12 protein-coding genes and 3 pseudogenes are annotated in these 22,548 nt (G+C 45.2%); 11 read left to right on the forward strand and 4 right to left on the reverse strand.

The genetic code is table 11. The annotated features are described in order from the left end of the window. Position 1: 1 nt before the first annotated feature. The 3 genes from NDI48_22145 (at position 2) to larE (ending at position 2,934) form a co-directional block, all read left to right on the forward strand. Positions 2-1,063, forward strand: a complete 1,062-nt coding sequence (locus NDI48_22145; GenBank protein MEP0833872.1) for a DUF5357 domain-containing protein — start codon at positions 2-4, stop codon at positions 1,061-1,063. A 111-nt stretch (positions 1,064-1,174) separates the two neighbouring features. Continuing rightward, positions 1,175-1,948, forward strand: a complete 774-nt coding sequence (locus NDI48_22150; GenBank protein MEP0833873.1) for an ABC transporter permease — start codon at positions 1,175-1,177, stop codon at positions 1,946-1,948. 158 nt (positions 1,949-2,106) lie between these two features. Then, complete coding sequence (gene larE / locus NDI48_22155; GenBank protein ID MEP0833874.1) at positions 2,107-2,934, forward strand: ATP-dependent sacrificial sulfur transferase LarE; 828 nt, start codon at positions 2,107-2,109, stop codon at positions 2,932-2,934. Between the two features lie 245 nt (positions 2,935-3,179). Here larE and NDI48_22160 read toward each other — a convergent pair whose 3' ends face one another. Then, complete coding sequence (locus NDI48_22160; protein ID MEP0833875.1) at positions 3,180-4,829, reverse strand: GspE/PulE family protein; 1,650 nt, start codon at positions 4,827-4,829, stop codon at positions 3,180-3,182. Positions 4,830-5,576: 747 nt separating this feature from the next. Between NDI48_22160 and NDI48_22165 the strand changes: the two genes are divergently transcribed. The 4 genes and pseudogenes from NDI48_22165 (at position 5,577) to NDI48_22180 (ending at position 9,373) form a co-directional block, all read left to right on the forward strand. Further along, on the forward strand, positions 5,577-6,101 hold the full coding sequence (locus tag NDI48_22165) for a hypothetical protein (GenBank protein ID MEP0833876.1): 525 nt from the start codon (positions 5,577-5,579) through the stop codon (positions 6,099-6,101). Between the two features lie 93 nt (positions 6,102-6,194). Continuing rightward, positions 6,195-6,866, forward strand: coding sequence for an FHA domain-containing protein (locus tag NDI48_22170; GenBank protein ID MEP0833877.1), 672 nt, complete (start codon positions 6,195-6,197; stop codon positions 6,864-6,866). A 379-nt stretch (positions 6,867-7,245) separates the two neighbouring features. Next, positions 7,246-8,391: a DUF5009 domain-containing protein gene (locus NDI48_22175; GenBank protein ID MEP0833878.1), complete on the forward strand. Its 1,146-nt coding sequence runs from the start codon at positions 7,246-7,248 to the stop codon at positions 8,389-8,391. A 697-nt stretch (positions 8,392-9,088) separates the two neighbouring features. Continuing rightward, a pseudogene (locus NDI48_22180) lies at positions 9,089-9,373 on the forward strand (pentapeptide repeat-containing protein). A gap of 281 nt (positions 9,374-9,654) precedes the next feature. Here the strand turns inward: NDI48_22180 and NDI48_22185 are convergent. Then, a complete protein-coding gene (locus NDI48_22185; protein MEP0833879.1) occupies positions 9,655-14,571 on the reverse strand; it encodes a WD40 repeat domain-containing protein in 4,917 nt (1,638 codons plus the stop codon). Positions 14,572-14,692: 121 nt separating this feature from the next. Then, positions 14,693-16,051, reverse strand: a complete 1,359-nt coding sequence (locus tag NDI48_22190) for an AAA family ATPase (GenBank protein MEP0833880.1) — start codon at positions 16,049-16,051, stop codon at positions 14,693-14,695. Positions 16,052-16,471: 420 nt separating this feature from the next. Here NDI48_22190 and NDI48_22195 point away from each other — a divergent pair, with 420 nt between their 5' ends. The 4 genes and pseudogenes from NDI48_22195 (at position 16,472) to NDI48_22210 (ending at position 22,275) form a co-directional block, all read left to right on the forward strand. Next, on the forward strand, positions 16,472-16,684 hold the full coding sequence (locus NDI48_22195) for a hypothetical protein (protein MEP0833881.1): 213 nt from the start codon (positions 16,472-16,474) through the stop codon (positions 16,682-16,684). Positions 16,685-17,041: 357 nt separating this feature from the next. After that, complete coding sequence (locus tag NDI48_22200; GenBank protein MEP0833882.1) at positions 17,042-17,668, forward strand: hypothetical protein; 627 nt, start codon at positions 17,042-17,044, stop codon at positions 17,666-17,668. Positions 17,669-18,133: 465 nt separating this feature from the next. Continuing rightward, positions 18,134-19,423 (forward strand): annotated as a pseudogene (locus NDI48_22205) (ATP-binding protein). Between the two features lie 1,640 nt (positions 19,424-21,063). Then, a complete protein-coding gene (locus tag NDI48_22210) occupies positions 21,064-22,275 on the forward strand; it encodes a helix-turn-helix domain-containing protein (protein ID MEP0833883.1) in 1,212 nt (403 codons plus the stop codon). 41 nt (positions 22,276-22,316) lie between these two features. Here the strand turns inward: NDI48_22210 and NDI48_22215 are convergent. Next, a pseudogene (locus NDI48_22215) lies at positions 22,317-22,522 on the reverse strand (hypothetical protein). Positions 22,523-22,548 lie beyond the last annotated feature (26 nt).

Raw genomic sequence — 22,548 nt, forward strand, 5'->3', positions numbered from 1 at the left:
CGTGAAATATCTCCTCACTCTTTACAATTGGCTACGAAAAGAAGTTCGTCTTCCCAGTGCCTTTTCCTGGGAAACTCTCATTGTTTTGAGCGTGTTTTCCTACTACATGGCAATCCTGGCCAATGATTGGGTCAGAGACTTTATTGTTAATTTTGGCTGGATTTTCTTAATTTTGGGCGTCTTCTGGGGGACGACGGCTTCTAACCAGCTGAGAATCGGTTACAAAGACCCATCAAGACCCGGTTTTCCCTTGAGTCCCTGGATTACCGGCGCACTCGTGAGTATTTACATTTTTGGTGTTGTTGCTGACGATGAGACCGGTGAAATCTCACGCAACATGCTGATTTACTGGCCAATTATCTCAGCGATTATTGCCGCTATCCCTGAATATGTGGGAGTGGGGTTAAAGATCAAAATCCCGCCCCGGGAGAAGCGCAAAAACCAGTTTCTTTTATTTGCTAGCCAAATTCTTCTCAGTTGTTGGTTCCAATTTCACTTCCTGATTCAGGACTACGTAGCGCAATATCCGACAATGGTCGCTGATGACTTTCGCAAGAGTGCTTTTGTGGTGAAATGGGAAGCGCCACTGTCCACCCAAACCCCCAGAGGTGCCGAAATTTTAGATGCCATGGGAGTTCAGTTAAGAGAGCCGTTGAATGCTAGACGCTGGTCCGATGTCGAGCGATTACTCTTACCCAAAGAACTCAAAAATTTGATTGGCACGACCCAAAAGCAAGTGAAGGAAAGACTTTCACCGGTTTGGGAAGATGATTTATGGGAGGTGAGCTTAGCCGGAGGAAAGGCTACAGCTAGGGATGCTGGAGGGTATAATCTACCCCTGCAAGCAATTTGGAGAGGGCCTCGCTCTAGCACTCAACCCTATACCGTGACCAAGAATTGTCAAATTATTCAGATTTCCCCAGCCGCCAGCGCGGCAACGAAGGCTCTGAACACCCCGATCAATGCTCAGCCTGTCCCCGTTAGCCGTTTTGAGTGTCAAGAGGTTAAAGGTTGGGGGGTCGATCAACCCAGAAACCGACCGGATAGCTTTATCCGTACTTGACGTTCCCCTGATTACAATTCAGGAGATTATGGGTTGAGCAACTCGCGTTAGAGGGCAAATCGGCCAAACAAGGAATCAGTCGCTCAGAAAACATCAGGTTGGAGGTAGTAAGTGAGCTTTGGGCGGATTTGGGCTATCGCCTCGAATGGATTTCGGGAAGTGATTCGCGATCGCATCTTATATCTGATTGGCTTGTTTACTCTGCTGTTGCTTCTGGCACTACGGCTTTTGCCGGAAATAGCAGCCACCACACAGGACAAAATTTTTCTAGATGTCGGTCTAGCCGCAATTGAACTGTTGAGTGTTTTCGTGGCTGTGTTTGTCGGTACCAGTTTAATTAACAAGGAAATCGACAAACGCACGGTCTTACTCTTAATTCCTAAGCCCGTAACACGCGCCGAATTTATTATTGGCAAACACTTGGGGCTGTCTGGTGTTCTGGCCGTTTTGATGATTTCACTGACACTCGTCTACCTAATTTTGCTGAGTTTCAGTCAAATAGAATACCCTTTAGCCAGTATTCTCGTTTCAACCCTTTATCTATTCTTAAAGCTGTCTTTGCTGATCGCGGTGGCGCTGTTGTTTGGCGTTTTTACCAGCTCAGTTTTAGCCACCCTGCTCACCTTAGCCGTTTATTTCTTGGGAAACTTGACCCGTGATATCGTAACCGTTGGCAACTTAAGCCGCAACTCAAACCTTGAGAGCTTAACTCATACTCTGTACCTCGTTTTACCCGATTTATCTCGCCTCAATTTAAAGAATGAGGCTGTTTATGGCATACTGCCAGCACCACAAACTCTATTGAGTAATGGGGTGTATGGGGTGTTCTATACGGTATTGCTTTTAGCGATCGCTATCCTCATTTTTTCGCGCCGTGAGTTTTAAGGGAGTTGCACACCCGACTCGGTTTTTCCTCGGTAGGATGAAGAGGAGTGAATGTATTAGCGCTCAAAATCTCACACCAAAGGCTTGGCGTACCTAGACACAAACCTCTGAGACTGAAAGCCGTTAAAAAAAGTGAGAATTGCCGCGTGTTGGAAAGAATGTTAGAGCAAAAACGAGAGAAACTAAAAGCAATATTTTCGGAAATGGAGCGGGCATTGATTGCCTATTCCGGGGGTGTGGATAGCACTTTAGTCGCCAAGATCGCCTACGATGTTTTAGGCGATCGCGCTTTAGCGGTTACGGCGAAGTCTCCTTCACTGTTACCCGAAGAACTGGAAGACGCCTGCATTCAAGCGGCGGCGATCGGCATTCCTCATGAGATTATTGAAACTCATGAGATGAACAATCCCCATTACACCTCAAACCCCGTTAACCGTTGTTATTTTTGTAAAAGCGAACTTCACGATACCCTCAAACCCCTGGCACTGGAGCGAGGTTACCCCTATGTGGTGGATGGCGTCAATGCGGATGATTTGAGAGACTATCGACCTGGAATTCAGGCTGCTAAAGAAAGAGGGGTGCGATCGCCTTTAGCCGAAGTGAACGTCACCAAAGCTGAAGTGCGCCAACTCTCCAAACAATTGGGACTTTCCTGGTGGGATAAACCGGCTCAACCTTGTCTGAGTTCGCGCTTTCCTTATGGCGAAGAAATCACCGTCACCAAGCTGCAACGGGTGGGACGTGCCGAGATTTATCTGCGTCGGTTAGGTTTGTCTAATCTGCGAGTGCGTTCAGAAGGCGATACCGCCCGAATTGAGTTACCGCCAGAGCAAATTAAGGAGTTTGTCTTAACGACAGATTTACCGACTCTGGTATCTGCCTTCCAGGAATTTGGCTTTGTCTACGTCTCCCTGGATTTAGAAGGATATCGCAGTGGCAAGTTGAATCAGGTGTTACAGCAGGAAGAATTGAGCGTTAAATCCTGACGCAGGAACAAGCGGTGAGTGGATAAGTCGGCGTGTGGCAATCTATACCCTGATCAAAGTCGCTGAGAAGACTCCCCTCACAGTAAGAGTGATACCGACTCCGTTGGCATTGGAATCATATTTTTTTTTAACGCAGAGATCGCAGAGGGGGACGCTGAGGTACGCAGAGGTTTTTGCATGATTCCGATGCAAATGGAAATGATAGGAGAGGAGAGGGAGGGGTTTCAAGTATTGAGGCAATAAGGTCAATCTTTGCCTAAAAATTGATTCCGACAAAAAGCACTTCGGGGTAACACTCGCAACACCTCCTCAACCGTTGTTGCACCCGTTGTTACCTTTTGTCTTGCCGCTACGCCAAAGGAAGCAAACTTGATTTCCTTGAGATAGTGATGCAATTGGGTCATTGTCCCTTCATAGATAATTTCCCGTACCCGGTCATCGATATCCAGTAACTCGACAATCGCTTCCCGCCCCAGGTAGCCGGAATTGAAACATTTATCACAGCCCTGGCCCCGTTTCCAAGAACCCAAATTGGTATGATTTTGTAAGCCGAGTGTTTGCAACTCTTGTTCTGTCGGCGTGTGCGCTTGAGCACAGTGGGGACACACGCGACGCACTAAACGCTGCGCCACAATTCCGAGTAGGGCATCACTAATTAAAGCGGGGTCTGGGCCAATATCTTTAATTCGGGGAATGGCACCAATCGCATCATTTGTATGGAGTGTGGTAAATACCAAATGACCCGTCAAGGCTGCGCGTACAGCGGTTTCAGCCGTTTCACTATCTCGAATTTCCCCTACCATAATGATGTCGGGGTCTTGGCGCAAAATTGACCTTAATCCTGCCGCAAAGGTCATTCCGGCACGTTCATGCACCTGAGTTTGGGTGATGCCCGGTAAGATATACTCCACTGGGTCTTCTACGGTTACCACATTGACATGTTCTGTGGCGACGTGTTGCAGGCTGGTGTAAAGTGTACTGGTTTTCCCGGAACCCGTCGGGCCGGTGAGGATAATCATGCCTTGGGGCTGCTGCAACCAACTGCCGTAGATGGAAAGTGTTTTCTCCGAGAAGCCCAAGTCTTCAATTTTGGAAAAGGGGTTTTGTCTGGGCAGTAAGCGAATCACCGCTTTTTCGCCACCCACACAGGGGAGAGTACTCACTCGCATATCCATGCCCAATTCGGCATCTTCATTGCCTGCATACTTTTCGCCAATCCGGCCATCTTGAGGGCGGCGACTTTCCGCAATGTCCATGCCAGACATGACTTTGAGGGCGACAATCACCTTACGGCTGATATCGAGTTTGAGTTTGGTAATATCCCGCAAGACTCCATCAATGCGATAGCGGACTCTCAATCCGTCGGGCATGGGTTCGAGGTGAAGATCGCTGGCGCGGTTGCGTAATGCCCCAGAAATCAGCGTTTTAATTTTACCAATCTGGTCAACGGCTTTTGCCAGGTAGGCTTCTGTGGTTTCTGAGATGTCCTCTTTTTCGAGTTCCCCCGTGAGAGGATTCACCAAAGGGATAGCACTAATGCGGTTCGGGTCGAGGTTTTGGGTGTGAAACCAGACGCGAAAGCTTTTATTGCTGATGGGGATGACTTTAATTTCGGTGAGGGCGCGATCGCTCAGGTCTTGAATCGTCTGTGTCGATAGCGTCACTGGGCTTCCCAGGTAGTAGCAGCCTCGCCAAAGTAACAGGGGAATCACAGGGGGTAAGGTCTTGCGATCGGGGAAATGCCGAAAGAATCGGTGAGTCACTTCCTGATCCAGCCCTTCCCGGTTCACCGTCCCTTGGTCATCCACCAAGAGCGAGAGGGCTTCTTCGCAGCTAATTTCGTGATTTCTCAGCTTTTGCCAAGCCGAGGGCAATGAGGCAGAAATCGTTTGCATGAGAAAAGCGAGCTGTTGAGCGAATAGGAGGGGAATTCCAGTTTAAATAGAGATTGCAGCGCTATTGATAGGAGATGCAGCAACGATAACCTGAGCGTTTTGATGCTCTGTACTCCGCTATATTAGACGGAATTCACAGGACTGCCCATTATAAGCTAATCGGCATTCAATTTTCAGGGTAAGAAGCTGGAGACGCTGGGGAGGATGGGGGAGCTGGGAGAGAAGATTGTGCAATGTTTTATTCACATCAGCTGAGCCGAACCGATGAAAAGCCTTGTAGGAGGGCGGACGTTGATCTGCTATCTTTGCAACGAAATAGATTAGAAAATAACTATCTATTTTTCTGCGATTTTAAAAAATTTCAGCTCTAAACTCTAAGCGATAAAAAATACATTCAATTGATACCAAACATCAACCCTGGTATTTTTGCCACCCCATACAAACAGAAGAATAGAGATATATAGGGACACAAGAAATAGCCCTTCCCTGAAAAAAGGAGGGCTACGCGTAAGTCCTGTATTAGCTATCACCCTGTTCTTCAGAATTTATGCAAGCGATGCCATAAGCCTGGGAGCGAGTGAAATTTGAGTGTAGCGCCGGAGTTTGATTGAGGATGTAACTCGGCTCAAAGGCTGGAGAGTTAGGTGATTGCCTTCATCGATTCTGATTCTCAATAGCCACGCAGTCCGGATTTAATGTTGGATGGGTCGTAGAGATAATCGTTGTCGAGCTGAAATTTAGCTCCCTATGGAACCAACGATATTTTGGACAATTGTAGGAATTATCGCTATTATTATCCTGATTTTAGGTTATCAGGTATGGCAGCGAAACAACTCTTCAGCATCGTCTAGACGTTCCCGAAAGAGAAGCTTAGTCGATGAACGAATGCAGTATTCGCGTTCCCAACAGGAGAATGGAAGTTCAGTCGGCGACTTGAAGGGGTCGAAAGCTTCCCCACAGGGCTATTCAGCCCACAATCCAATCCAGACAGGGTCTTCTCATCAAGGAAATACCGCAGACGAGTGGAGTTACCCACCTCAACATCCCCGAACGGAAAATACTGGAGACGAGCCAACTCACCTTGGGTCTTCTCAGAAGGGAAATGCCGCCAAGGAGCAAACGCACATTAAGCCTGCGGGTCGGGGAAAGAGCGCAAACAAACAAACTTACATTGGGTCTTCCCAAAAGGGAGATTCAGCAGACGAACAAACGTACATGGGACGCAACCGAAATAAAAATGTGATGCCAGAAGATGACCGCACAGTGTTTTGAAGCCAATTTAACAGAGTTAACCTTACTCAGTAAGTCGTTTACCTAAAATTTAACGGTCTAATCATTGGGGTTAAAACTGAAATTGTAGGAGATATGATCAAATTCCTAATCATCGATGACCAAACAGGCGAGTCTTTGGAAGAAAACCTGACACCAGAAACTATAATTCAAGGCGGAGGCTTGATTGGCCGACACCCTAGTTGTGATATCGTTCTGAACAGTCGTGAAGTGAGTCGCGTCCATGGCAGGATTCTGTACCGAGAAGGACATTATTACTTTACTGACCTGGGGAGTACAGGGGGTTCCCATGTGAACAAACAAGAGGCTTCGACCAATGAAAACTTCCTGCTGAAGCCGAATGATATCATCCGAATTGGTGGATTTATCCTCCTCGTCAAAGAGGTGCCGATGAATGATCATAGTACCCTACAACAACCAGATAAAGCCCCAGCGTTGCCTGTAGAACCACGTCAAATTGAACAGTTAATCTTTAAATCAGAAGAAATAAAAGCTCAGGGTCTAATTAATCCAATCACGGCTGAGTTTGTTTTTCAGGGCAAGCTGCTAGCAGAGGGTTTATCGTTTTCCCCTCGCTTCCGGCAAAAGGCTATTGATCTGTGTCAAACAGAGCTTAATGCAGGTAAATTTTGTTTATTGGTGGAACACTCTGACCATGTCACGATTTGGCAGGAAGAACAGGTCGAGAAACAAAGCAATATTCCTCAGCCTCTACCATTAAACCCACTTAAAATCGGTGGGATATAGGGAAAATATTACCTTGAAAGCATTTTCCAAGCGATATAACATTCAACATATTTAGCTTGGCAGGGTTCATTCAAGGTAGTAGTTAATCCCTAATTTTCTGCTATAAACTCTTTTGTCGCTTCTCTATACCTCTAGCCAATCGCCTCAACTCTGGCAAAGTTATGTACCATCCACTTTCCGCACTATATAGCAATCTTATTTGAGTTACAAACTTTGGCTGTTCAGCTCCCCGACTTCTTCAAGAAGTCGGGAATCTTGGCGTTTACTCCAGGACTACTCTAATAGTGCCATTTTATAGATTTCCCACAAGCCATTGTCTAACTCTCAGCAATCCAGGATTATGAAATTCAATCTGTGCATGAACTCATAGCTCCCATCCATGTCCCACGCGCAACTAAAACCCTCCAAGCGTCTCACATCCCTCGATGTATTTCGCGGGATTACCATTGCTGGCATGATTCTTGTCAATACGATCGGGGTAGCAGGCGAAAATAATGTATATCCTCCCCTACTTCATGCCGACTGGAACGGTTTCACCCCCACGGATTTGGTGTTTCCTTTCTTCCTGTTCATTGTCGGTGCGGCAATGGCATTTTCCTTTTCTAAATATAAAGAGGGATACAAACCAGCCCCTACTGTTTATTGGCGCATTATCCGCCGCAGCCTAATTTTGTTTGCACTGGGAATACTCCTGAATGGTTTTTGGGAATACAACTGGAGTAGCATCCGCCTCATGGGTGTGTTGCAGCGCATCAGTCTCACTTATCTAATCGCCTCCCTCATCGTTCTCAACGTACCGCGAAAAGGGCAATGGGCGATCGCAGCATTTTTACTCGTTGGTTACTGGTTCGCCATGTCCCTAATCCCAGTTCCGGATTATGGCATGGGTAACTTGACGCGAGTAGGGAATTTAGGCGCTTATTTTGATCGCTTAATCATCCCTACAGCGCATCTGTATAAGGGAGATGATTTCAACGGAATGGGTGATCCAGAAGGGTTACTCAGCACTCTCCCGGCTGTAGTGAGTGTTTTATTCGGTTACATTACCGGAGATTGGCTACGTCAACAACCCATCAAGTCCAGCACCAGCATGGATTTGGTACAGCTAGGTTTAAGTTGCTTGGTGATTGGGCAAATTTGGGACTTCTGGTTTCCCATCAATAAAAAATTATGGACGAGTTCTTACGTCATGTTCACGACAGGTTGGGCGTTGCTGTTACTGGCGGCTTGTTATGAATCCATTGAAGTACGTCAACGACAACGCTGGACAAAGCCGTTTGAGATGATGGGGTTAAATGCTATCTTCATCTTTGTCGCTTCGGTTTTGCTGATTAAAATTCTGGTTAAAACTAAAATAGGCACTGGCGAAAACGCGCCAACAACCTTCATTTGGATTTATAATCATTTCTTTATGCCTTTGGTAGGTGCGATGAATGGTTCCCTATTATTCGCCTTGGTAACCGTTTTGTTGTGGTGGCTCGTTAGCTACGCGATGTATCGCCAGAACTGGTTTTTTAAAGTTTAAGCGATGATCTGAAGGAATGGTGCTAACGGCGATCGCTTCGGGTGCAGACGAAAGAAAAATAAAACTGATGTAGCATCTACCCACAAACCCCTACCGTTAAGGGTTAGAGTGCCTTATGTCAGTGCCAAAAAACAGGCGATCGCTTTTGGGCTACACCTCATTTCTGAGCCATACACAAAGATGCGGCTAAGTACCTACAACCCAAGTGTCCAGTGGGAACATTGCCGATTTTAAATGTTCTAGATCTACTACAGGAATCCTGGATAGCTGGGACTGAAGGAGTAGATATTGGGTGTATCCCTATTCCAAAAGATACGCCCTTTCATTACTAACCGAAGTCAAGCTGTTTCGTAGAATCATTATTCCTTAGTTATGTAGTCATGCGTTGACTAATCCTACTAAGAAAGTGTGGTTTTACGAAGTCCAAGATTCCTTACTTTTTTTGTCCAGTCGGAGGAAGGAGAGATGAACCTAAAACCACTAAACTAATCCTGATCAATCCAACTCAATCTTCTAGCAAAAGATTAATTGGCTACCGTACCGTGATGATACCCTTTAGATTTAAGCTTGCCACTTTTGAATCCCTGAAACTCTTGATTAACCAAGGATTCATCCTCCAAAATCCTCCATTAAAAGGGTATGGATCGGCGATAGACGCGTTGTATAGATGAATTGTAAACACCATGAGGATTAAGACATGAGGCGCAGATTCCTAGCTATTACCATCCTATTGACGACGATTGGCTTAACAGCTCCTGCTATCGCTAAAAGTTATGAACCCGATCACCTCAAGCGTTTACTGGAAACCAAACAATGTCCAGGATGTGACTTGAGTAGTGCCGATTTGCGGGGAGCTAACCTGAGTTATGCGGATTTGCGAGGTGCTAACTTGAGTAAGGCCAATCTGAGCAATGCTGATTTGCGGGGGGCTAACCTAACGGGAGCCAATCTCACCAAAGCCAATCTTAAGGGAGCAAAACTGCCTTAAGATTTGCCATGAACTAAGAATGAATGAATAATAGATTGACAGAAACTACTCACTGCAATTAGGCGTCAGTAGTAATTTTAGGTTCGCCTCAATTCATCGGATTCAATGATAGCTGCAAAAGCCCTAAATCTTGCTGCATCAAGGTTTATTGCTTCTGTAATTGTTATTCTTTTTCATTCTTAGTACTTAAATTAACTCTATCTTGGCTTATGCATAAAGCTCTGTCAACAAAATTTGAAATTTAAATGTTCCACTTGAGCTGATGGGGATCGGAATTAATCACAGATATAGCGATTCTCTTCTGGTTTGATATTCGCCTGAGAATTTTTTAGGTAGTCATTGAGCAAACTACAGCCACGCACTAGTAGATCATTGAGATCGAAATTCCACAGAATCACGACTTTTTCATCACTAGCGGAAGCAATCGTCTTGCCGTCGGAGGAGAAACTCACGCTGTTGACACTACTGCGGTTACCTTCCAATGTTCTCAGGACATTTCCATCTAAGCTCCAGAATTTAAGCGTGTTGTCCGCACTCGCTGAAGCCAGGGTATAACCATCCGGGTGAAATCTGACGCTGGTAACTCGACCTAAATGTCCATAGAGGGTCGTGCGTAATGTCCCGTCTTTGTTCCAAAGTTTAATGGTGTTGTCAGCACTGGCAGAGGCAATGAGTTCCCCCTCGGGACTGAAACTCACGTCATTGACACTACTGGTATGTTTCTTTAAGGTATTGAGTTCAGTACCCTCAAGACTCCACAGTTTAACTGTCCTGTCGTTACTCGCAGAGGCAATCGTCTTGCCATCCGGCGAGAAACTCACGCTATTCACCCAATCGCTATGCCCTGTTAGGGTTTTTTGTAATTTGCCATCCAGATTCCAGAGTCTAATCGTTTTGTCCGCACTGGCAGAGGCAATCGTCTCGCCATTCGGCGAGAAACTCACGCTATTCACCCAATAAGTATGCCCCGTTAGGGTGTGGAGTAACTGACCCTTAATGCTCCAAAGTTTAACCGTTTGATCAGCACTAGCAGAGGCAATCATCTGGCCATCCGGCGAGAAAGTCACGCTATTAACTATCCCATTGTGACCCGTGAGGGTGTGGAGTAATTGACCGTTAACGCTCCAAAGTTTAATTGTTTTGTCCGCACTGGCAGAGGCAATCATTTGACCATTAGGGCTGAAACTGGCACTCGTCACCTTCTGCTCGTGCATTTTAAGGGTTTGGAGTGGGATACGGTTAACGCTCCAAAGTTTAATGGTGTTGTCTGCACTCCCAGAAGCAATGGTTGTACCGTCTGAGGAGAAACTCACGCCTTGCACCCAATTGGCGTGCCCTTCTAGAGATTCCAGTAAGGTGCCATTGCTGTTCCAAAGTTTGACCGTTTTGTCAGTACTCGCAGAAGCAATCGTCTTGCCATCTGGGCTAAACCTAACACTATTCACCCAATCTGTGTGCCCTTCGATAGTTCTTAGGAAAGTACCATCAAAACTCCAGAGTTTGACGGTTTTGTCATTACTACCAGAAGCAATCCGCTTACCATCCGGGCTAAAACTAACACTATTCACCCAATCTTGGTGTCCTGTCAGGGTTTTTACTTCAGTGCCATCAGCACTCCAGAGTTTGATGGTTGTGTCGTTACTACCAGAGGCAATCTGCTTGCCATCCAGGCTAAAACTAACACTATTCACCCAATCTTGGTGTCCTGTCAGGGTTTTTACTTCAGTGCCATCAACACGCCAGAGTTTGACCGTTTTGTCATGACTCCCAGAGACAATTTTCTGGCTGTCGGGCGAGAAACTCACACTTTTAACCCGCCCCTGATGCCCTGTGAAAGTCCTTAACAAGGTACCATCAATGCTCCAGAGTTTGATGGTATTGTCATCACTCGCCGAGGCGATGAGCTTGCCATTGGGGCTAAAGCTGACACTATTGACGATCCCATTGTGTCCTTCGAGGGTTTTGGGTAAGGTGTTATCGAGCCTCCAGAGTTTAATCGTAGTATCCGCACTAGCAGAGGCAATCATTTTGCCATCCGGTGAGAAACTGACACTATTGACAATGCCGTTGTGCTGCTCTAAGCGGTTGCGTTCTTGAACTCTGTAGACCGACTGCTGTAGGCTACCTAAGGTTTGAAGTCGGATATCGGATGAAATCCTGCGACTCCTAAACGTAAATAAGGAGGTTCTTAACTCGTGTTCTAATTCCTTGAGGCGTTTACCGACTTTGACACTTTCAACTAATGCTCCAAGCTGATTGTCGGAGAGTAATAGCGCTGAAGATAAGGAACTGAGCGCTCTAATTTCAGCTATTTCTGCTCGTTTTCGTTGAGATTCTGCCAGCAGCGCCAATCCCCCCGCCATGAGGGCAAATACCGTTACCACAATCACGGCAACGCCGACTTGCCTGCGCTGTCGGGAAACACGAGTTAGTTGTTGTTCGGTTAGTTTGCGTTGATTTCTTTCCCGTTGGAGTGCAGCTTCTAATCCTACCTCTGCGTCCTTTTTTTGACGGATGAAAGAGACTAAATAATCATGAACGAGTTGATAGCGATCGGCGGGGGCATCTGGCAGTAACATTAATAAGCCTGATTTGGTCAGGATTTCTAACACCAAATCGAGCTGTTCGTCCTTAGATTCTAATTCGGCATCCTCTAATTCCCCTGCTAACTCCGCACGAGTTTTAGGAGGACGTGTCCCATTTTCTTCGGTTAGCAAGTATAAAACCAGGAGAGCCGCCCGTGCATTGGGAGGGCCGCAATCTTTAATCGCTTCTTGTAAAAATCGCTCGACTAATTTTTGTTTAGGATTGAAACCCAGACGCTGATAGTCTTCTAAATTGACAATGGCCTCGGCGTGGAGTTGCGCTCCTACAACCTGTAATTCAATTGGGCTAACATCTCCTGTATCTTGCGCTAAATCTCGGACTAATTCATCAATTAGCGCGGATTCTAAGTAAAACTGAGAACGTTCATTTAAGCTATGGATAACGGCTTTCGCATCTTTGGGGGAAAAATTTCCTAAGTAATAGCGAATTTTTTTATCCAGAATATTGTTGTTGATGATATCTAAATTAGTGCAGCGTTCGCATTCTAATAAATAGTGGAGATAGTCTTCCCGTAAAGAGAGAATTACTTTGACATAAGGAATTTCCAGGCAGTCTCGCAGAAAATTATAAAGCAGACACCGGGTGCTTGGCTCGGAATAAATAAAGAAAAATTCTTCAATCTGATCGAAGATTAAAATCGTTAACAGATTTCGGTCTGCATTTTTCCGCAACTGGTTAATAATAAATTTAGGGATGTCATCTGGAATCCCTAAGTTGATGTCTCTAATTTCACTGAGAGCATCGACTAATGATACGCCTAAATCCCTCAATAAGGATTGACCCAAATCGTTGATCCAATTGGTGTAACCGCGCAAAACAATGGGGAGAGCATCGCGATCGCCGATTGCTTTTTGCTCTAAAGCGGGTACTAACCCTGCTGTTACCAGAGAACTTTTGCCGACTCCTGAAGGGCCGTGAATGACGGTTAATTTATAATCTGTGCGACTAATGCGTTCAATTAAGCGATTAATATCTTGTTGCCGACCGGAAGCTGCAATTTCTTGGGCAATGGTACTGAGTGTATCGACGGGGGCAATGGCTGGGTTAGCAACTTGGCATCGAGGCCGCAACTGACTCGCACCGATAAAGGCTCGGAACCCATATTGATACTCAATTTCGCTTTGTTTTTGCTTAATCCGAAAGGCGTCTAGATAGCGGCCTTGGTTCCAATAGAGCGATCGCAACTCTACCAAAATCCGAATATAAAGAGATGGATCGATTTGAGGATTGCTTTTCGTTTTAGCAATTTCTAACAGTTTAATCGCTTGTGGAACTTGACCTAGGTGCTTTTGGGCTTGGGCTAGCAATAATAGATATAAATTTTGATCGTGTCGTTGTGACCAGACATTATCGATGTTTTTTGTGAGTAAATCACAGGATAATCGCGTTGATTTAGCATTTGTTTGTAAGGCTAGTTTGGCAAATTCTCTGGCTACCTTCCAAGCTCGATTGGAGAGCGCTAATTCAGCTAATAGACCATAGCCATAAGAGAGTCGAATGGGATCGCAATAGGTTTGGTGTAATTGAACCGCTAATTTAGCGATCGCTTCTAGTTCATCCCACTGCTCTAGTTTTTGCAGGGTTTCACCCAAAGAGTTGATAAACTGACCCATCAAGTCAGGGCGATTACCCCGTTTAAAAACCTCAATACACTGTTGAAAATAATCCTTAGCTTGACTACAAGCAAAACGATATTCAGAGCGGCGTAGTGTTGCATATTTACGCCACCACAAGCCCAGATAGTACAGCAAACATCCAACGCGTTCAAATAATTTAGGATTGAGCGATTGAGAGGGGGCATTCAATCGAATCGCTTCTGATTCCTGAGTTTTGAGTTGCTCTAACCAAAACGCTAGGCTACGCTCATAATATTGCCGAGACTCCTCCATGCGATCGTTGGTATCAGCATCCAGACCAATCAGAAATTGCAAATCTGCTTCTAACGCTGGCTCTAATACATCACCTCGATTTTGTAAATCTTTCAATGCTGACTCTAACTCTAAGCGGCGACGGGAACCCATCTCCAAATTCAGGTCAGTATTGTTGAGAAATTTACCCGAACCCGTTTTTAAGATAGCCTCAAAGACCGATTCTGCATTTTGCTCTAGTGCTTTGATTAAGTCAGGAGTGGCAATGCTAAATCCAATGGGAGTGGCAGCCCAACTGGTAAAATCGGGAGCCACCCGCATGAATTTTTGCAGCACCTCATCGGTTACCCACAACACTAAAGGGAACGAGAAATGTTTCCGAAACTCATCCCTGGCATGATTAGAGGCAATCAATAACCCCTCTAGATCGTTCACCAATTCCAATCCAGAAACGATAACGGCGTTGGGTTCTTCGTCGTCTAGTGCAGCACGAATCGTTGTATAAAGGGTTCGGGTAGAGGGTTTGAGAGTAATTTCTTTGAGTTCAACCGCACAGCGTTCTCGCAACTGTTGGAGCAAAGGCTGTCGCAATGACTGATAATTACAGCGAGCTAAAACGAGGGAAAAAAAACCTTGAGATAGCGCGATCGCTCGTGCCAGAGTCCTTAATGATTCGTTATTTTTGGCATTGACATTGTCTAGGTGGCTCTCCATCATGACTCAAAAAGTATGAAGTATGAATTGTTGGTATGTACCCCGTTTTCCTAGTCGCTAAATTTTGTCCTCCTTAAGGTTTATTTTGACGTTTGCCAATTCGCTACCGCTACCCTATCTTTGTTCACACTTCAGACTTGAGTTGTTTGGCTTCTCCTAAGATGGGGTTAATACGAAACCATCCCCCTTGATCATCCTGATATTCAAAGACAAACAAACTGCGTAATAGAGTTTGGTATTCGTCCTCTCCTCTCACCATTTGGTTGTGTCCGACTTGCCGTAACAATTCCCATTCATCATCATCAACGGCACGAACGAGAGCATCGCGTTGTCTTCTAATGATTTCTTCCAAACACTCACGAGAAAAAGGAGGGTCTTGCTGCTGAAGACAGCCATACATTAGCCCTAACAAATTCCGGGGATGTCCGCCACTAACTAGACAAAGACGGTCTAAGGTTTCAGAGGAATCAAACACCTCTGTTATGAATTGTAGGCGTTGTGCAGGTAAAACATCCGGGAAGGCTCTGGCGAGTACCATTTGCCTCAATAGTTCCATCCCATGCTTACATTCGCTGTCATCGCGCGATCGCACCCGCACCATCGGCAACAATTTCGGGTCTACACCAAAGCGATTGCGTAGCCTCCCCCATTCGTTGGAAAAAATTAACACCAGGGGAATCGTATAAACAACATGACAATTCAGCTGTTTGAGCTGTTCGCCCCGGTCTACAAACAGATACTCGGGCTGAAGGCGACCTGTCGGTTTTAACGTGTTATCAACCCGGTCGAGGCTATCAACAATCACGACTAAACCGGTTTTTCCCTGTTTCTTGAGTTCTTGGATGGCAGGTTCTAATAACTCTTGGTTAATCGCGTCTAAAATGCCATCGGTGCGCGGTTCTAAATATTGCCTGAGTTGGGAACGAAATTTAGGGCTATTTTTAGCTTTTGCTGAGATTTTACCCAGACCGAAACCGAGGGAAAGTTCTCCTTCTGTACTCGCCTTAATTTCTCCTAATCCAGGCACAGAACCTTCTGCCGAAAGTTCAATTTCTGTTTGCATTAATTCGGTTACGCCTTGCAGTAACGCCCTGAAGCCTCGTGGTTTGAGATTGACTTTAGCTTGCTCCAAACTTTCCGTTACTTTGCGAGCAATGGCTAGCAAAATATCGGTTACGTCAACGTCCGCCATCACCAAGTCTTTGCTGGAGTCGAAGTAGACGACATGAGAGCCTTGCCTTTCTAACTCGGCTTTGAGGAGTAACAACTCGGTCGATTTCCCACAGCCAATATGCCCTGTAAATAATTGGCACGTTGGCTCATTGGGAGCCAGGCGGGTAATCGTTCGTCCAAACTCTTGGATAATCTTGCCACCCCGAACCGGGGAGAAATCGATATAATACTTCCGCTCCTCGGCATCCCCCACCGATACGGTGATGCTGGGATTACATGCCTTGTAAAATTTCTGCAAGTCGAGTTTCATTGTTCCCTGTTCTGACAGCGCTGCTTCTATTGTCTACCGTTGCTATTTTAATCATTCCGTAAATCTTGCATCGAAGTGACTGCTACTTTGAGCATTCACGAGCATGGAGATACCTGTATCATCGGGCAAGCGGTGTCGATGGCTCCAGTTCTCTCTGAATAAGTTTGTTGGACGAGGGTTGATTGGAAAGGTTTCCCCAATAACGGTAATTGTTAGGAAATTATTGATGGATAGCTATTTGTGGCTTTTGCGTCACTCTTAGATAATGAAAATTTAATAGAAAATGCTGTCTCATCCATTCAAAAAAGAGATGAGAAATTTTATGAGGATTGATATCAATTATATCATTTTTTCGATTTATCTATTTACAAAAATTTTTATCTTTAATAACATCATTATGTTGTTTATTTAAATTTAGATATGGAAGCCATTCATCAAGTCATTCGACTGAATTACACCTGTATCTCAGAGTGCATTCAAGCGGAGTTAACGTTTCTGTCTGAAGTTTCTGAACTCACGGATGATGAACGGTTCAGGCAGTCAATTGCGGAGGTGATTTACAGCCTCAATGATTTGTCGGATACCTTAACTTTGCAACGACGCTATCTGAAGTTTCGCTTTGATGCTGAGTAACGGTTAGCTCGTTCGGCTTTTGTTTACCCCCCTAACCCTCCTCACTAAAGCTCCGGTTGCTAAGGGGGGAACAGGAAGTGGAAAATGCCATTCTCTTGCCTTTTTTTCCTTTTTAAGGGAGCGTCGGGCGGTTAACAAAGGCTGAGGGTATTCATGCGATCGGCTTTGTCGGTGCCTCTTGGGCGATCGCTTAATGAGTTCAAAGTAGAATGGCGTGATGACTTGCGATGCCGAAGGCAGTATGCTCTTCGACCATGCTTTGCAAACGCTTCGCGACCATTGCCTGTCGAAATTCAGGCTAGGATTTAGAGTGTGGGTCGAAAAGTCTGCTTGGATAAAAGTAGGGAGCAATTCAATATGGCATACAGCGATTTTACGACTCTCAGCAAAGTCAGAACAACATTTAATCTAACTATTGACGAAACAACCCGTCTTTTTCCCGACGTTGCCCCTATTGAACCTAGCGACTATCTCAAAACTACTCTGAATGAGTTTTTACCTCTTGCTAATGCTATCAATACCGAAAAAGCTCGCTCTGAGTTAATTATTGCCCCTGTTTTATTAGAAGTACGGCGACACTTTAGCTTTCAAATCGGCTTTTTTTCGGGTACGGATTTTAACGTAGACCCTAAAGTTGGACTAAGCGGATACTGTGACTATATTCTCACTGCTTCTAAAGAAATGTATGAAATCTACGCCCCAGTAGTCACTCTTGTAGAAGCTAAAAACGAAAATATTAAAAGTGGATTAGGACAATGCATTGCTGAGATGGTGGCTGCCCAACGTTTCAACCAGCAAAGGGAAACTGCAATTGATACTATCTATGGAGCTGTAACCACAGGAATGATTTGGAAGTTTCTCAAGCTGGTTAATCAAACAGCGTTTATTGACCTTGACGATTACTTTATTAAAGAAATTGATCAAGTTTTGGGGATATTATCCGCTCCGCTGAGTCAGTATGTATCGAATAAAAATAACCTATGAGTTCATCCAAAAGTTACCTTAAAACTTACGCACAGCCTCTATCTGTAAAGTGTGTGACGGTGGCATAACGCGCCATTGCCGCTATATATAGTGTCACTGCGTAAGTCCTGACATTCAACATCGCTGCTATTAACGCTGATCACATCCTAGTATTCAGGATATGGGTTGGAGTGCGATCGCTCTTTGGTTGTGCCAACGGCATCTGAAACTAAGTTCCGCAATGCTCCTGTTGAAGCTAGGTTACAGCTTACCGAACTAGATGCGAGAGAAAGGGGGGCATCGCATCACCTCTTCCTTAGAACATCACTCCCTCATTCTCATCGTCAGACCAGTAGGTTATCTTTGAGTAGCAAGCTTGGGAAGGGCGGCAACTACTAAAGCCAGAACCCTCGATCAGACAGCGGTTTTAGATGTTTCCTTACCTTGCTCACCCCTCAGATGGGTTAGTTATTCATAAAAACTATCATGACACTAAATTTGCCGCAGTTTTATAGGGCATCCAATCCAAGCAAACCCCTTAACCTAGGGAAAGCTCAAGATCGTAAGTATTATATAGATTTTTCCTCTGTAACAGGTACGCCAATTCGCCAAAAACTGGAGCGCACCATTACCCATATTTCTCCTGATGAGCCGACTTTTCAGTTGTTTACCGGACATATTGGCTGTGGCAAGTCTACCGAGTTGTTGCGGCTGAAACATGAACTAGAGAAGCAAGGATATCATGCGGTTTATTTTGAGTCCTCTCAGGATCTCGATATGGCAGATGTGGATGTTGTCGATATTCTACTATCAATCGCTTCTCATGTAACTGAAAGCCTGGAATCAATCAAAATCCGACTAAAACCAGGGTATTTTGCCAAGCTGTTGCAAGAAAGCATTGAGTTTTTGACAATACCAATAGAGCTAGGTACTGAGGCAGAATTATCTTTCCACATGGGTAGAATCACTGCCAAAACGAAAGAGAGTCCTAAGCTACGTTGTCAGTTAAGGCAATACTTGAGACCTCTAACCGAAAATATTCTGGAAGCCATTAATGAAGAAATATTCGGAGCCGCGATTAAGGAACTAAGGCTGCGTGGAAAAAAAGGATTGGTGATGATTATTGATAACCTGGATCGGGTGGATATACGTCCTCTACCTTCTGGGCGCTCACAGCCAGAATATTTATTTATCGACCGAGGTGAGTACTTAAAAAGGCTCAAGTGTCATATAGTGTGCACCGTACCCCTAGCGTTGATTTTCTCGAACGAAGTGGAAACGCTGAAGAATCGCTTAGGGGGCGGTATACCTCCATCGGTATTGCCTATGGTGCCGTTGAAATTGCGGGATGGCAGTGAGTGCGCTGAGGGCATAAATCTATTGCGACAAATGGTGTTAATTAGAGCCTTCCCTGATTTAGCTCCAGAGCAACGGATAGATTTAGTTACAGAGATTTTCGATAGTCCTGAAACCCTAGAGCGGTTGTGCCGTATCAGTGGCGGTCATGTGCGGAACTTGCTGGGGCTTTTATTTGGTTGTCTCAGGCACGAAAATCCCCCCTTTTCTCGTGAGACTTTAGAAGGTGTGATTCGAGAAAGCCGCAATTACCTTACTTCATCAATTGACGATGATGACTGGGAGTTGCTGCGGCAAGTAGCAGAAACGCAAAGAGTCAGAGGAGAGCAGGAATACCAAACCCTGCTGCGAAGTATGTATGTCTTTGAATACCGCGACCTCCAGGGGTCTTGGTTTGATATCAATCCGGTGCTAGCAGAAGTATTGGCAGAAGTAATAGAGGCAAAGGCGAAACCGCAGGAATTAGTTGACAAGGCACTAGCCAAAGTTCAGCAGTTCTTCAGACAGACAGGTGCAACAACTAGTCAGGAAGAGAATGTGCTGCAAGTTACATCAGTTTCAGGTAGGCTCAAGTCCTACACGCCATTGCCAGTGATGTTTGCTGAGCAGCCAGTTGATCAAAATGTGACTGAGTTGATTCAATACTCGGCACAGTTGGCTGGAAATAGCCAGTACAAAGTTAGTATTCTTCTCTACCGTAATCCACCAGATACTTCAACTCGGCTCCAAATGGCTCAAGTGCGAGCGCGTGATCATTTTGTCCTTATCCCGATTCCTTTTGCAGCAGTAGAACAAGCATTGACGGATGAAGCTACCTCAATCGGGTTGCTTGCCCAGTATAGCGAGCGTTATCTGCCTGGTGCCGATCTGTTTGATGACCGCAATGCAATTGGTGATACCCTTTGCTTCTTTGGACGAGGAAACCTAATGCATAGCTTGGAAGAAGACCTCCGTCGCATCCAGGGGATTGGGCTATTTGGACTGCGTAAATCTGGGAAGACTTCTTTGTTACTCCAGTTGGGTTTCGCAATGCGGCAGCACCCAGTCGTTCACATTGACCTGCAACGTTATGGTGGTAAACTGCATTATGGTGCTGAACTATTTAATCAAATTCTCGAAGAACTTTCAAAGTTACTTAAGAAGCGTACTCCTAGCTCAGTAATCAGTTTTGAATCTTTTGAGCGCGATCGCCCTGCGGCAGATTTAACTACTGATTTTGCCAGAAAGGTGCGTGACTTTGATAAGCTTCTGATAGAAGCTGGATATCAGCAACCTATCCTCTTATTTTTAGATGAGATAGAAAGAATTCTTCCTACTGAGGTAGATCCACGAGAACGGGTAGAGGAATTTAATGCTTTCTTCGGCGTGCTGCGGGAACTGAGTCAGATACAGCAGATGCTCTCTCTTCTAATTGCTGATGTACATCCTGACTTCAACCGTATTAATCAATGGTCTCAAGTAGGTGTACCAACTAATCCAGTATTTAGCTTTTTTAAAGAAGTTTTCGTTTCTCCTTTCTCCCAAGAAGAGACAACAGAAATGCTCACTGAAATCGGAAAACTGATGGGCGTGGCATTTGACGAGGAATCCTTGGTAGCGATCCATCGAGAGAGTGGCGGACATCCCTTTATTGCTCGACAGTTGGCAAGTTTGTTGTGTAAAAAAGTGGATAAAGAGAAGAGCGACAAAGGTGAATTGATTACCCTATCATCAGCAAAGCGCTATCTCAATAGACCATTTAAGCATTCTGGTATTTTAAAAGACTACTTTGAGCAGAACATTTGGGCTGATCTACAAAAGCGTAACTTTGCCTCAGCGATGGCGCTCTTACAGCTTCTTACCTGCAATGAAGAGTCAGGAGAGGGAATAAAAGAGGAAACCTTACTAGAGCGACTTAGTGATTATTTCAGTGAGAGCGAATGTACAGACGCCCTTCTGTGGTTAGAAGCAGTGGGATTAGTGGCACGAGAAGAGTTAGAGGATGATGATAGTTACCGAATTCAAGTACTGCTGATGTCACGCTGGCTACGGATGCAAATGAAACCGGAGGAGATTCACCAATGGCAGCTCAAATAAGAACTCGCCCCTTTGATAACTTTAGACTAGCAATCACCGACCCCCTCTACTTCTTCGGACGCTGCGATTTACTTTCAGAAATTCAGCGATCGCCCTTTGAGGTGCGGGTTATTTTGGGTGGAAGTCGTATGGGCAAAACTAGCGCTCTCAATGGTGTCCGATTACATTTTCTAGACACTGGAAGCCAAAAGTCTTTTCGAGCATTTCCCATTTTGTTTGACTTCCAACGAGAGCAACCTAAAAGCCTGGAGAACTTTCTCTATCTTCTAATTGCCCGATTGCGGGAAGCAATTGCTAACCCTCAACAAGAACCCAGCTCAGAATCGAATTGGCGACAAACCTACCGCCGATTCTTGAGGCAATTATCAGGAGCAGAAGTTGGAATCTTTGGAATCAAACTCAACGTCACAAATCCAAACCAGGAACGTTGCTTAGTTCAAGAAGACTTTCGCCAAGATTTACTAGCAATTATCAAGCAACTACAGAAGCATGAATTTGAAGGAGTTTGCTTCCTGTTCGATGGAGCAGAATTTATCATCAGCCAAGATTGGGCGAATCATGCTTGGAGTTATCTGCGATGGTTAAAGGATATGGACACTGCCATCAGCCCCTTTTTGGGGCTGGTATTATCTGGTTATCGTGACTTAAAAAATTACCAGCAGCGCACGGGTTCCCCATTGTTGAATATTGCTAAAGTCGAGTGGTTAAGCCTATTAACTGAATCAGAAATACGGACACTGATTGCCCGTCGTTGTGAGAATGAGCAAATTCAGCTTACTGAACAGGTAGTGAATGCAGTTATAGTGTGGGCAGGGTGTCATCCCTACTTAACCCAACAGATGCTCAACGCTATCTTTGATAATCGCCGTCTGGACAAATCTCGCTCTCCCAAGGATTTAATCCGTCACCTGATTAGGCAGCAGCACGATAAAGATTTTTCAGCTTTGTGGGACGGCAAGACAAAGAGTTATGGCTTCAGTGAAAAGGAGCAAGCAGTTTATCTAGCACTGGTTAAACAAAGGCAGGGAAGCGGTGAAACTTTAGCATCACAAGTTCAGCTAAGTTTTGGAGAAGTGGAAGATACGCTTGAGGTGCTTGCAGGCACTGGTGTAATTCGGCAGTTAGATGATGAGCGGTATGCAGTGGGCGCAAAGCTCTTTGAGCAGTGGGTTGCACAGGATAGACGCTTACCTTAGGTAAGAAAAGAGGGTACTTGATTAAATTTTAAAAACATGTGGCTATCTTTAGTCCTAGACGTAATCTTGGCAATGCAGACAGAAAACTCCACATCGCTGATTTCCACAGGCGTTTGCAAAATCTCGCCAATCTCGCGAAACAGATTCACAAAGTTCCAGGTTTCAGGTTAATTTGAATCGCTTCCAGACTTTCACTGACTGAACGTGCGATCGCAAGCATGATATCCGTCACACCGACATCCGCCATTTCCAACACTTGGCCTTTTGCCTTCT

The organism is Microcoleus sp. AS-A8 (genome assembly GCA_039962225.1).
Taxonomy (GTDB): domain Bacteria; phylum Cyanobacteriota; class Cyanobacteriia; order Cyanobacteriales; family Coleofasciculaceae; genus Allocoleopsis.